Genomic DNA, 12,442 nt, shown 5'->3' with positions numbered 1-12,442 from the left:
CCTGCAGGCTTGTCCGGATCGTGTCTAACCTGGGGGAGTGACGGGGGATATTGAGCAGTCATCGAGGGTGCGGTTCCCGGGCATCAGCCCACGCGCCTATGAGCATCCTGCCGACCGAGGCGCCCTCGCGGTGCTGAGGGCGGTGCCCGCCGTGGCACCGATCCTCAAGGCGGTCGCCGGAGCCTTCACCGAGCGGGGTGAGCGCCTGCTTCAGGTGGCGTCGTCCGTCCGGGTCGGTCCCAAGCAGTACCCGCAGCTCGACCGCATCCGCAACGAGGTGGCGGCGACGTTCGACCTCGCCGAGGTGCCCGAGCTCTTCGTCGAGCGCAACGCCCAGGCGTACGGCTACACCTACGGCATCGACAAGCCGTTCATCGTGATCAGCACCGGTTCGGTCGACCTGCTCGACAACGAGTCGCTGCGCTTCCTGATCGGTCACGAGATGGGCCACGCGATGTCGGGCCACGCGCTGTACAACACGCTGCTGCGCCGGCTGATCGACCTGACCACTTCCTTCGCGTGGGTGCCCGCGGGCGCGATCGCGATGCGCGCGGTCATCGCGGCGTTGCGCGAGTGGCAGCGCAAGACCGAGCTCTCCTGCGACCGGGCCGGCCTGCTCGCCTGCCAGGACCCGCAGGCCGCGCTGCGCACGCACCTCGCGCTGGCGGGCGACCTGGGCGGTCAGGTCGACATCGCGTCGTTCCTCGCCCAGGCCAGGGAGTACGAGGAGGTCGAGGACATCCGCGACAGCGTCCTCAAGCTCCTGCACACCGAGCACCGCACGCACCCGCTGGTCGTGGTGCGGGCCGCCGAGTTGCAGCGCTGGTCGGCGAGCGAGGAGTACCGCGAGATCCTGACCGGCACGTACGCGCGCCGCGAGGACGACCGGCCGACGACGAACCTCAGCGACGACATCAAGGGCGCCGCCCGGTCGTACAAGGAGTCCATGGGCAACTCCGCCGACCCGCTGATCAAGACGATCAACGACATCGGCGAGTCGGTCATGGGCGCCGCCGGAAAGCTGTGGAGCAAGGTTGCTCCGAACGGCCCAGCGGAGTAGCTACCATCTGGAGTCATGAGACGACTCCTGGTGCTGGTTCTCTCCGCAATGCTTGCCGCAACGGGCACCGCCGCCGCCAACGAACAGGTCGTTGGCGGCGAGCGGGCGTCGATCCAGGCCAATCCGTGGGCCGTCTACCTGGTCGACGACCGCGGTGCCCAGTTCTGCGGCGGCACGATCGTCGCGCCGTCCAAGGTGCTCACCGCCGCCCACTGCGCGATCGGCCGCTCGCCGAGGGAAGTGCAGGTCGTCGCCGGTCGCGAGGACAAGCAGGACCGCAGGGCCGGCGTGACGGCCGCCGTCACCAAGATCTGGATCCACAAGCAGTACGTCGCCGCGGACGAGGGCGAGGACATCGCCGTCCTGACCCTGAGGGACGCGCTGCCGTACCAGCCGCTGCCCTTCGCCGAACCGTCCGACCAGGCGCTCTACCAGCCCGGCACGATGCTGCGCGCGCTCGGCTGGGGTCGCACGTCCGAGAACGGCAAGACGTCCCGCTTCCTCATGCAGGCGAGCGTGCCGGTGCTGCCGGACGAGTTCTGCGTGGACACCTACCCGCAGTTCGTGCAGGCGGACATGTTCTGCGCCGGGTTCGAGGGCGGCAAGGTCGATACCTGCCAGGGCGACTCGGGCGGCCCGATCGTGGTGGACGGCAAGCTCGTCGGCGTCACGTCGTGGGGTGAGGGCTGCGCCCGCAGGGGCAAGCCGGGCGTGTACGTCCGGATCTCCCGGTACGCCAAGGACCTGCACCCGGTCGTGGATGCCGGGGTTGTCGAGCCGTAAGTCGCGGTCGAGGTGCTGTGGACGGTGGCCCTGACGACGACGTCGGGCCACCGGCTCCGGGTCAGAGCACCAAGCCCACGGACATCGTCAGGAAGACGGCCGCGCACACCGCGTCCAGCGCCGTCGTCACGCCAGGTCGCTTGAGCTTCCCGGCCACCCGCGACGCCGCCAGCACGATCATCAGCTCCCACACCGCCGCGAGTCCGAGGAACACGACCGCGAGCATCGCGAGCTGCGGCGCCGGTTCACCCGATCCGATGAACTGTGGCAGGAACGCCAGCGAGAACAGGATCATCTTCGGGTTCGTGATGTTGGTCAGGAAGCCCTGCCGGAACGGCCGCGCGCTCATGACCTCCTCGGGGGTGTCCCCGGTGCGCCTGATGAGCCCGCGCGTGATGGAAACCGCCAGGTAGAGCAGGTAGCCGGCACCGATCCAGCGCAGTGCCACGAGCACCATCGGGTACTGCGCGAGCAGCACTCCGAGGCCCGAGATGACCAGTGCGACCTGGACCGCCGCGGCCGTGTGGATGCCGCCCAGCGCGAGCAGGCCGGCTCGGGTGCCGGACCGCAACGACGTGCGCAGCAGCAGGAACGCGTCCACGCCGGGGGTCACGATGACGACCGCGCACGCGATGAGGAAGGCCGGAACTTGGCCGAAGTCGAACAACACCGTACATACCCCCGTGAGCTACACCACTGACCGCAAAATCTTCGGCCTAATGGGACACTAACACGAGAATCTCCGGTTTTGACGCCGTCCTAGCGCGATCGCTACCGTTGGTGACCGATCGTCCACCTGGTGCAACGAGGAGTGGTCCGTGAGGGGTAAGCGGCTTGCCGTGCTGGTGGCGGTGATCGCCCTGGTCAGCGGCGCGACGTCCGCCGATGCGATCGTCGGGGGGACACCCGCGCGGGTGGCCGACACCCCCTGGGTTGTGGCGATCACCACCACGGACGGTCAGCTGATCTGCGGTGGCGCGCTCGTCGCCCCGGACAAGGTCATCACCGCCGCGCACTGCGTGACGCTCAAGGGCGTGCTCGGCAAGAACCAGCGTCCCGCCGAGCAGCTGCGCGTGGTCGCCGGCCGCACGGACCTCAGGAGCAAGGCCGAGGGAGTCGAGGCGGTGGTCGCGAGCGTGTGGCGGCACCCCGAGTACGTCGAGGTCACCAAGGGCGACGACGTGGCGGTCCTGACGCTGGCCCAGGCCGTGCCGTACCGGACGATCGCGCTCGGCGAGGTCGGTGACGACGGCGTGGTGCTCGGCTGGGGCCGCACCGGCGAGAACAGCGCGCCCGCCATGTCGCTGCGCAAGGTGACGGTGCCGATCCTGTCCGACTCCGAGTGTCTGCTGAAGGAACCGGACTACCGGCAGGGCGCGATGCTGTGCGCCGGGCGCGGTGGCCGGGACGCCTGCACCGGCGACTCGGGCGGGCCGCTCGTGGTGCGCGGCAGGCTCGCGGGCGTCGTGTCGTTCGGTCGCGGCTGCGCCCGGCCCGATGAACCCGGTGTCTACACCCGGCTCGCGAACTACCGGCAGACGCTGGGCTTCTGATATCCACGACCAGGTGCGAACCACACAGTTTCCCGCCACCCTGCGCCGCCAGTGGGGGCTCGACCTGAGCCCCGCCCAGCTCTACGCGATCCTGCGGCTGCGGCAGGATGTCTTCGTCGTGGAGCAGAACTGCGTCTACGCAGATGTGGACGGCCGTGACCTCGACCAGGGGACACGGCACTTCTGGCTGGAGACGGAGGGGACGCTCGACCCGCTCGCCTACCTGCGGTTGCTCGAGGAACCGGACGGCACGTTCCGCGTCGGACGCGTCGCCACGGCACGCATGGCCCGCGGCCGGGGGTACAGCCGCCGGCTCATGCAGGCCGCGCTCGTGGACATCGGCACCACACCGTCAGTGCTCGACGCGCAGACGTACGTCGCCGACTTCTACGCGTCGTTCGGGTTCGTCGCCGAGGGCACCGAGTTCATCGAGGACGGGATTCCACACCTGCGGATGCGGCGCTCTCCCTGATCACGCGCACCGCGCGCTCGATGTCGGCCTCGGTCAGATCGGCGCGCGCGGTGAGCCGCAGCCTGCTGATCTGGTCCGGCACCGACGGCGGCCGGAAGCAGCCGACGACGACACCGCTCGTGCGGCACGTCTCGGCCCACTGGAACGCCTGCTCCGGCGAGGGCGCCCGCACGCTCACGACGGCCGCGGTCGGCGTGCTGACCTGGAAACCGGCCTCCTTCAGGCGGTTGCTCAGGTCGTGCGCCACGGTCAGCGCCCGCTCGGGACGGTCCGGCTCCTCGCGCAGGATCTTGATCGCCGTGAGGGCCGCCGCCACGCTGCTCGGCGCGAGACCGGTGTCGAAGATGAACGGTCGCGCGGTGTCGATCAGGTGCCTGATCACCCGGCTCGGGCCGAGGACCGCACCGCCCTGCGCACCCAGCGACTTGCTCAGCGTCAGCGTGGTGATCACGTCCGGTGCCTTGACGATGCCCGCCTCGGCGACCGCGCCGCGGCCACCGGGCCCGACGACACCGAGGCCGTGCGCGTCGTCGACGACCAGCGCGGCACCGGTCGCACGGCAGGCCTCGTGCAGTTCGTTCAGCGGGGCGATGTCGCCGTCGACGCTGAACACCGAGTCCGTGACGACGATCGCGCGCCGCTTGCCGCGGGTCTCCAGCGCGTGCCGGACCTTGCCGACGTCGCAGTGGTCCGCGACGACGACGTCGGCCTTGGACAGGCGCGTGCCGTCGATCAGCGAGGCGTGGATGTGCTGGTCGGCGACGATGGCCGTACCGGGGCCCGTCAGCGCCGTGACCGCGGCGAGGTTCGCCATGTACCCGCTGCTGAACACGAGCGCAGACTGCGAGCCGCAGAAGTTCGCGAGCTCGAACTCCAACTCCGCGTGCAGCTCCGTCGAGCCCGTGACCAGGCGCGATCCCGTCGAGCCCGAGCCCCACTTCAGCGTGGCGGCGGCCGCTGCACCCGCGACGCGCTTGTCCTTGGCGAGGCCCAGGTAGTCGTTGCTCGCGAGGTCGAGGTCCGTCGAGTCCGACGTGCGCGGCCGCAGTCGCCGGCTCAGACCGGCCTTGGCCCGCGCTTCGGAGCGGGTGTCGATCCAGTCGAGCGTCGACTCACCACCGCTGGAACTCGCCTCAGTTGTGCTCACGGTCACCGACCGAGTCTCCCATCCGCCCGCTAGCGTGCCGCTCGTGGACCTGTTCACCTTCACGCGCGCCGAACTCACCTCGCCGGTGCAGTTCCTCGGCGGACGCTGGGTGGTGTCGGCCTACGACGACGTGCGCGCCGTGCTGGCCGATCCGGTCACCTTCCTGCCCGACAACGCGCTGACCGCCGTCACCCCGGTGGCTCCGGCCGCCCTGCGCGCCCTGGTGAGGGCCCGTTTCTCGTTGCCGCCGACGCTCGCGAACAACGGGTCCTCGTCGCACGCCGACCTGCGGCGGCTCGTGGCCTCGTTCTTCACACCGGCGCGCGTCGCCGCTGCGGAGCCTCGCATCCGGTCCCTGGTTTCGGAACGCCTGGGTGGCGCGGATCTCGTGCGCTCGCTCGCGTGGGACCTGCCCGCGATCGTGCTGATGGACCTGCTGGGGCTGCCGAACGTCGACATCCCGACGCTGAAGCGCTGGAGCACCGGTTCGCTGGAGTTCTTCTGGGGCGACATCACCCGCGAACGGCAGATGGAGCTGGTCGACGACGTCGGCGACTTCCACCAGTGGCTGGTCAAGCGCTACCACGCCCGCGACGGCGAGCTGTTCTGCGCGCTGGCCGACGCCGGGGTGTCCGCTGAGGACTCCGCCGGTCTCTGCTACTTCCTGCTGATCGCGGGCCAGGAGACGACGACCCAGCTGTTGTCCACGGCGTTGCGCCGCGCGTTGCAGGACCGCTCGCTGTGGGCGCGACTGCCCGAACCCGGCGTGGCCGAGTCGTTCGTCGAGGACGTGCTGCGGACCGAGACGCCCGTGGTGACGTGGCGGCGGCTGACCGCGCGGGAGGTCGTGCTGTCCGGTGTGCGCGTGCCTGCCGGTGCGGAGCTCGTGTTGTTGTTGAGCGGCAAGGAAACCGACCCCCGGCACCTCGCGTTCGGCTATGGCAGGCACTTCTGCCTCGGGGCGGGGCTGGCCCGGTTGGAGGCCGCCGTGACGTTGCGGACCGTCGCCGAGCACGAGCCGTCGTTGCGCCTGGCAGGGCCGGAGCCGGAGTGGCTGAACCTGCTGTCGTTCCGCGCGCCGAAGTCGGTGGCAGTGACCCGCTGACCTGAGGTTTGATGCCCGGGTGATGAATCGACAGCTCTCCGGAACCCGCAAGAAGACGCTCCTGGAGAGGCTCGGCCCGGTGCCGGACGTCGACCCCGACCGCTACGGCGACGGCGGGCCGGTGGGCGCGCTGGAGACGCGGGTCGCGCAGCTCCTGGGCACCGAGGCCGCGCTGTTCGTGCCGACCGGGACCATGGCGCAGCAGATCGCCCTCAAGTGCTGGGCGGACCGCACGCACAACCCGATCGTGGCGATGCATCCGCAGGCCCACCAGCTCAACCACGAGGACGACGCGCTCACCGTGCTGTCCGGCCTGCGCCCGATCAAGGTGCCGAACTCCCAGGTCGCGACCTGCCCGGAGCCGTACGGGACGCTGCAGCTGGAGGTGCCGGACCGCGAGGCCGGGTTCGTCCTGCCGACCTGGGACGAGCTGACCTCGCTCGTCGACGCCGCCCGCGAGCGGGACGCGGTCGTGCACCTCGACGGCGCGCGGCTGTGGGAGAGCACCTTCGGCCTGGGCAAGCCGCTGCCGGAGATCGCGGGCCTGTTCGACTCGGTCTACGTGTCGTTCTACAAGTCCCTCGAAGGCGTCTCCGGCGCGGCGCTCGCCGGCACCCAGGACTTCGTCGACCAGGCACGGGTGTGGCGGCACCGGTACGGCGGCATGCTGTTCCAGCAGTGGCCGGCGGCGCTGTCCGCGTTGCACGGCCTGGACACCGTGCTGCCGAAGCTCGGCACGTACGTCGAGCACGCCAAGGTCGTGGCGTCCGCCATGGGGCTGCCCGAGCCGCACACCCACCAGTTCGCGCTGCACCTGCCCGGCGACCCGCAGCGGCTGACCGAGGTGAGCGGCCAGTTCCTCGGCAACTTCTGGCGGGACGGGACGCTCGCGAAGAACGAGATCACCATCGCCGAGCCCGCCCTGGAGTGGACGGCGGACGAGGTCGCGGAGGCCTGGGCGGAGTTCCAGAGTCTGATCTAGGCCTGTCCTGCAAGTCTCGTCCGCGACAGTCGCGGCCGAGGGCCACGGAGGCGGTACCGCCGCAACGCCCGAATACGCCCGGTATGAGGGCATAGCGGCGGCACCGCCTCCGTGACTCTCGACCGTGACTCTCATCGAACGGACTTACAGGACAGGCCTAGGGCGACGTCGCTCACCTGGCTGTTGGACCTGGCCGTGCGAAATGCGACGATGCCGGGGCTGTGAGGGGAGTGCGAGGAAGCCGGTGTGAATCCGGCGCCGTCCCGCGACTGTGACCGGTAGCGAGAGAACCGGGAGTCAGGAACTCGTCCCCCTCTTCGACCACCTACCGCGGGCGTGGACACCCGAGGAAGGACTTCGCCGAGCATGTACCCCTTTTCGGCTGTCGTCGGACATGAAGACCTCCGCCTTGCCCTGCTGCTGAACGCCGTGCACCCCGGCATCGGCGGCGTTCTCGTCCGCGGCGAGAAGGGCACGGCGAAGTCGACCATCGTGCGTGCCCTCGCCGCGCTGCTGCCCGACCTCGACGTGTCCCGGGGCTGCCGCTTCGGCTGCGCGCCCGGCACCACCGACTGCCCCGACGCACCGCACGAGGACGTCGAACGGCGTCCCGCCCGGCTCGTGGAACTGCCCGTCGGCGCCACCGAGGACCGGCTGGTCGGGTCGCTCGACCTGGAGAAGGCGCTGACCGAGGGCGTGCGGGCGTTCCAGCCCGGCCTGCTGGCCGCGGCGCACCGCGGCGTGCTCTACGTCGACGAGGTCAACCTGCTGCACGACCACCTGGTCGACCTGTTGCTCGACGCCGCCGCCATGGGCCGCGCGCACGTCGAGCGCGAGGGCGTCTCGGTCTCGCACCCGTCGCAGTTCCTGCTGGTCGGCACGATGAACCCCGAGGAGGGCGAGCTGCGGCCGCAGCTGCTCGACCGGTTCGGGCTGACCGTGGCGGTGAAGGCCGCGCGGGACGTCGCCGTGCGCACCGAGGTCATCCGGCGGCGGCTCGCCTACGAGGCCGACCCCGTCACGTTCGCGGCGAAGTGGGCCGGGCAGGACGCCGAGCTCAAGCAGAAGATCACCGACGCGCGCGCCAACCTGAAGCGGGTGTCCCTTCCGGACGGTGAGCTGCGCCGGATCGCCGCCGTCTGCGCCGCTTTCGAGGTCGACGGCATGCGCGCGGACCTCGTCGTCGCCCGTGCCGCCACCGCCCACGCGGCGTGGCGCGGCGCCACCGAGGTCGAGGAGACGGACGTCGAGACCGCGGTCCGGCTCGCGTTGCCGCACCGGCGCCGCCGCGACCCGTTCGACGAGCCCGGCATCGAGGAGCAGCAGCTCGAGGACGCGATGCGCCAGGCGGCCGAACACGCGGAGGAGCCGCCGGAGGGCCCGGACGACGACGGCCCCGGCGGCGGCGAGCTGCCCGAGCCGCAGGAAGGCCCCAAGGGCAACGGGAACGCGCCTCAGGACCGTCCGGCGCCGGAGCCCGCGCCCGCGTTCAAGGCGCGGCTGCTGGAGGTCCCCGGAGTCGGCGAAGGCGCGCCAGGCAAGCGTTCCCGCGCCCGCGCCCGCACCGGCAGGATCGTCCGTTCGTCCAAAGTGGACGGTAACGGGCTGCATCTGGTCGACACCCTGACGAACGCGGCACCGCACCAGGCAGCGCGTGGCCGCAGTGGGCCCGGACTGCTGCTCACCGCCACCGACCTGCGCAAGGCGGTCAGGGAGGGCAAGGAGTCGAACCTCGTCCTGTTCGTCGTCGACGCTTCCGGCTCGATGGCCGCGCAGAAGCGGATGTCGGCCGTCAGCGGCGCGGTGATCTCGTTGCTGCGCGACGCTTACCAGCGCAGGGACAAGGTAGGCGTGGTGACGTTCCGCGGGCAGACCGCCGAGGTCGCGTTGCCACCGACGACCTCGGTGGACGCGGCTGCCACCAGGCTCAAGAAGATGCGCACCGGAGGCCGGACTCCGCTCGCGGACGGCCTGCTCAAGGCCCACCGCGTCCTGGAGATCGAACGGATGCGCGATCCTCGGAAGCGCCCGCTCGTGGTGCTGCTGACGGACGGCCGCGCGACGTCGTCCGGCCTGGGGGGCGACCCCACCAAGGACGCGCTCAAAGCCGCGACACTGCTGGAGAAGACCGCCGTCGTGGTCGTCGACTGCGAACAGGGCCACGTGCGCCTCGGTCTCGCCCAGAAGATCGCTGAAGCGCTTCAAGGCACTTGCGTGAAGCTCGACCAGCTCAGCGCCGACCACCTCGCCGGCGTCGTCCGGGCCGCATAAGGAGAACCCAGTGCCTCAAGGACAACCCACCGAGGTGCCGAAGGACGGCCTGACCACGCGCCAGCGCAGGAACAGGCCGTTGCTGATGCTGCACACCGGTGAGATGAAGGGGAAGTCGACGTCGGCCTTCGGCATGGCGTTGCGCGGCTGGAACCAGGGATGGGACATCGGCGTGTTCCAGTTCGTGAAGTCCGCCAAGTGGAAGGTGGGCGAGGAGTCCGCCTTCAAGGCGCTCGGCCGGCTGCACGACGAGACCGGCGAGGGCGGCGCCGTCGAGTGGCACAAGATGGGCGAGGGCTGGTCCTGGACCCGCAAGCAGGGCACCGAGGACGACCACGCCACGGCCGCGCTCGAGGGCTGGCACGAGATCCAGCGCAGGATCAACGCCGAACGCCACGGCTTCTACGTGCTCGACGAGTTCACCTACCCGCTGCACTGGGGCTGGATCGACGTCGACGAGGTCGTGGAGACGCTCGCGAACCGGCCCGGCCACCAGCACGTCGTGATCACCGGCAGGTACGCGCCGCAGAAGCTGGTCGACGCCGCCGACCTCGTGGTGGAGATGACCAAGGTCAAGCACCCGATGGACGCCGGGCAGAAGGGGCAACGGGGGATCGAGTGGTGAACAGGCTGGTCGTCGCCGCCCCGGCCTCCGGCAGCGGCAAGACCACCGTCGCGACGGGCCTGATGGCCGCGTTGCGCGCGGCCGGGTCGCGGGTCGCGCCGTTCAAGGTGGGACCCGACTACATCGACCCCGGCTACCACTCGCTGGCGACCGGGCGGCCAGGCCGCAACCTCGACCCGGTCATGGTCGGCGAGCACCGGATCCCGGGTCTGTTCGCGCACGGCTCGAAGGGCTGCGACATCGCCGTGGTCGAGGGCGTGATGGGGCTGTTCGACGGCCGCATCGACACCGCGGGCATCGGCTCCACCGCGCACGTCGCCAAGCTGATCGGCGCACCGGTGCTGTTCGTCGTGGACGCCCGCGGGCAGAGCCGGTCGCTCGCCGCGCTGCTGCACGGGTTCCGCGGCTACGACCCGACGGTCCGGCTCGGCGGCGTGATCCTCAACCAGGTCGGGTCGGAACGGCACGAGCAGGTGCTGCGGTCGGCGTGCGACGAGGTCGGTCTCGACGTGCTCGGCGTACTGCCGCGCGATCCGCAGTTCTCCTTGCCCTCACGGCACTTGGGCCTCGTGACGGCGGCGGAGCACGGTCCGGAGGCCGTGGCCGCGGTGGACGCGATCGCCGCCGCGGTCGCCAAGCACGTCGATCTCGACGCGGTGCGCAGGCTCGCGTCGTCGGTCCCCACGATGGCGGTCTCCGCGTGGGAACCGCAGGTCGAACGCGTCGCGGACGAGCCGGTGATCGCGGTCGCGGGCGGAGCGGCCTTCACGTTCGGCTACGCCGAGCACGTCGAGGTGCTGAAGGCGGCGGGCGCGGCCGTGGCGGTGCTCGACCCGCTGCACGACGAGGACCTCCCGGAGGGCACGGCGGGACTCGTCCTCCCGGGCGGATTCCCGGAGCAGCACGCGGAAGCGCTGTCGGCCAACGCGACGTTGCGGGAGGCGGTCGCTCGGTTCGCTCGATCGGGCGCGCCGGTGCACGCCGAATGCGGAGGGTTGCTGTACCTCGCGAGATCGCTCGACGGGCACCCGATGTGCGGCGTGCTCGACGCCGAGGGGTTCATGACCCCGAAGCTGACCCTGGGCTATCGCGACGCGGTGGCGTCCGCCGGCTCACCGCTGCACTCGCCGGGCAGCCGCGTGACCGGCCACGAGTTCCACCGGACCCAGCTGTCCACACCGCACTCGACCCCGCCCGCGTGGCAGTGGCGCGGCGTCGACTCACGGCCCGTCGCCGAGGGCTTCGTGGTGGGTGGCGTGCACGCGTCGTACCTCCACACGCACCCGGCCGGTGATCCGGAGGCCGTAGCCCGTTTCGTGCGGGCCTGCCACCCGTTCGTGGCAGGAGTGGCAGACGGTACGGTCATCGCTTAAGTCTCTCCCCAAACCCCCTGTGGAGCTGTCGTGACGACGACCGGTCGGGTCTCCTTCGTCGGCGCCGGTCCCGGTGCCGCCGACCTCATCACTCTCCGAGGCGCTCGCCGCATCGCGGAAGCCGACGTGGTCGTCTGGGCCCCCAGCGCGGTGGACGCCGAGTGCGTCCGCGAGCACGCCCGCGCCGAGGCCGAGCTGGTCGACTTCTCGCGCGTCACGCCCGAGGAGATCACCGACGTGTACCGCCGCGCCGCCGCGGCGCGCCAGGTCGTCGTGCGCCTGCACTCGGGCGACGCCGCGACCGGTGGTGGCGTTCAGGAGCAGCACGACCTGTGCGTGCGGCTCGGTCTCGAGGTCGAGGTCGTGCCGGGCGTGTCCGTCGTCGCCGCCGCGGCCGCGAAGATCGGTCGCGAGCTCACGCAGACCGAGGCGTCCTCCACCGTGCTGATCTCGCCGGAGAGCAGCGAGCTCGTGAGCGAGTTCGCCGCGCTGCAGACCACGATGGCCGCCACGGTCTCGGGCGCGCGCACCGGCCAGTTCGTCGAGAAGCTCCTGCAGGGCGGGTACTCCGAGAGCACGCCGGTCGTCGTCGCGTACAAGGTGAGCCAGGCCGACGAACTGATCGCGCACACCACGATCGGCGAGCTGGAGTCGGTCGTGAAGCAGCACAAGCTTTACCGACCGACGCTGTTCCTCGTCGGTGCCGCGGTGAAGGCGCCCACGCGTCGTGTCTCGGCGACGGCCACGGGCTCGGTGGACGAACCGCTGCGCGCCGCCCGCCCGACCCGCTGGTCGCGCCGGGCCGCCTCGCGCATCGCGACGCGCACGGACGAACCGATCCCCGCTGCCGCTCCCGCGGTTCCCACCACCCCGTCGGCCGAGCCGAACCCGGCGTGGACGGCGGTCGAGGAAATACAGCAGTCCGTGCGCAGGCCCGCCGAGGAGCCCGCGCCGAAGCCGAAGCTGACGGTGGTCGCGGCGGAGATCCCGAAGCCGCCGACGGTCAACGCCTCGACTTCCACGCCGAGGAAGAAGCCGGTCCGCAAGCCCAAGCGGTCCGCTAACTGATGT

At 71.0% G+C, this 12,442-nt stretch carries 12 protein-coding genes and 1 riboswitch; of the genes, 10 read left to right on the top strand and 2 right to left on the bottom strand.

Annotated features, from left to right (window positions below; genetic code table 11):
• The first annotated feature begins 37 nt into the window (after nucleotides 1-37).
• Nucleotides 38-1,060, top strand: coding sequence for a M48 family metallopeptidase (locus DFR72_RS22095; RefSeq protein WP_090074234.1), 1,023 nt, complete (start codon nucleotides 38-40; stop codon nucleotides 1,058-1,060).
• Between the two features lie 15 nt (nucleotides 1,061-1,075).
• On the top strand, nucleotides 1,076-1,843 hold the full coding sequence (locus DFR72_RS22090; protein ID WP_090074236.1) for a S1 family peptidase: 768 nt from the start codon (nucleotides 1,076-1,078) through the stop codon (nucleotides 1,841-1,843).
• A gap of 61 nt (nucleotides 1,844-1,904) precedes the next feature.
• On the opposite strand, the gene DFR72_RS22085 is transcribed toward DFR72_RS22090, so the two are convergent.
• Nucleotides 1,905-2,513: a LysE family translocator gene (locus tag DFR72_RS22085; RefSeq protein WP_090074239.1), complete on the bottom strand. Its 609-nt coding sequence runs from the start codon at nucleotides 2,511-2,513 to the stop codon at nucleotides 1,905-1,907.
• A gap of 148 nt (nucleotides 2,514-2,661) precedes the next feature.
• On the opposite strand from DFR72_RS22085, the gene DFR72_RS22080 reads away from it, so the two are divergent.
• Nucleotides 2,662-3,396 carry a serine protease gene (locus DFR72_RS22080; RefSeq protein ID WP_090074241.1) on the top strand — a complete coding sequence of 245 codons (735 nt, stop codon included), beginning with the start codon at nucleotides 2,662-2,664 and terminating at the stop codon, nucleotides 3,394-3,396.
• A 13-nt stretch (nucleotides 3,397-3,409) separates the two neighbouring features.
• A complete protein-coding gene (locus DFR72_RS22075) occupies nucleotides 3,410-3,868 on the top strand; it encodes a GNAT family N-acetyltransferase (protein ID WP_245983288.1) in 459 nt (152 codons plus the stop codon).
• Here DFR72_RS22075 and DFR72_RS22070 read toward each other — a convergent pair.
• Nucleotides 3,822-5,015: an 8-amino-7-oxononanoate synthase gene (locus DFR72_RS22070; protein ID WP_090074330.1), complete on the bottom strand. Its 1,194-nt coding sequence runs from the start codon at nucleotides 5,013-5,015 to the stop codon at nucleotides 3,822-3,824. The genes DFR72_RS22075 and DFR72_RS22070 overlap by 47 nt on opposite strands.
• A 43-nt stretch (nucleotides 5,016-5,058) precedes the next feature.
• Here DFR72_RS22070 and DFR72_RS22065 point away from each other — a divergent pair, with 43 nt between their 5' ends.
• The 6 genes from DFR72_RS22065 (at nucleotide 5,059) to DFR72_RS22040 (ending at nucleotide 12,439) form a co-directional block, all read left to right on the top strand.
• Nucleotides 5,059-6,120 carry a cytochrome P450 family protein gene (locus tag DFR72_RS22065; protein ID WP_211335476.1) on the top strand — a complete coding sequence of 354 codons (1,062 nt, stop codon included), beginning with the start codon at nucleotides 5,059-5,061 and terminating at the stop codon, nucleotides 6,118-6,120.
• A gap of 22 nt (nucleotides 6,121-6,142) precedes the next feature.
• Nucleotides 6,143-7,102, top strand: a complete 960-nt coding sequence (locus tag DFR72_RS22060) for a threonine aldolase family protein (RefSeq protein ID WP_090074244.1) — start codon at nucleotides 6,143-6,145, stop codon at nucleotides 7,100-7,102.
• Nucleotides 7,103-7,302: 200 nt separating this feature from the next.
• Nucleotides 7,303-7,429, top strand: a riboswitch (cobalamin riboswitch).
• A 39-nt stretch (nucleotides 7,430-7,468) separates the two neighbouring features.
• On the top strand, nucleotides 7,469-9,373 hold the full coding sequence (locus tag DFR72_RS22055) for a putative cobaltochelatase (RefSeq protein WP_090074246.1): 1,905 nt from the start codon (nucleotides 7,469-7,471) through the stop codon (nucleotides 9,371-9,373).
• A gap of 10 nt (nucleotides 9,374-9,383) precedes the next feature.
• Nucleotides 9,384-9,998 carry a cob(I)yrinic acid a,c-diamide adenosyltransferase gene (gene cobO / locus DFR72_RS22050; RefSeq protein WP_090074249.1) on the top strand — a complete coding sequence of 205 codons (615 nt, stop codon included), beginning with the start codon at nucleotides 9,384-9,386 and terminating at the stop codon, nucleotides 9,996-9,998.
• Complete coding sequence (locus tag DFR72_RS22045; protein ID WP_245983285.1) at nucleotides 9,992-11,371, top strand: cobyrinic acid a,c-diamide synthase CobB; 1,380 nt, start codon at nucleotides 9,992-9,994, stop codon at nucleotides 11,369-11,371. Before cobO ends, DFR72_RS22045 begins: the two co-directional genes overlap by 7 nt.
• Nucleotides 11,372-11,401: 30 nt before the next feature.
• Nucleotides 11,402-12,439, top strand: coding sequence for a cobalt-precorrin-4/precorrin-4 C(11)-methyltransferase (locus tag DFR72_RS22040; RefSeq protein ID WP_090074251.1), 1,038 nt, complete (start codon nucleotides 11,402-11,404; stop codon nucleotides 12,437-12,439).
• Nucleotides 12,440-12,442 lie beyond the last annotated feature (3 nt).

This window comes from Lentzea flaviverrucosa (genome assembly GCF_003350445.1).
GTDB classification, from domain to species: Bacteria; Actinomycetota; Actinomycetes; order Mycobacteriales; family Pseudonocardiaceae; genus Lentzea; species Lentzea californiensis.
This window is presented reverse-complemented; position numbering and strand designations above follow the sequence as displayed.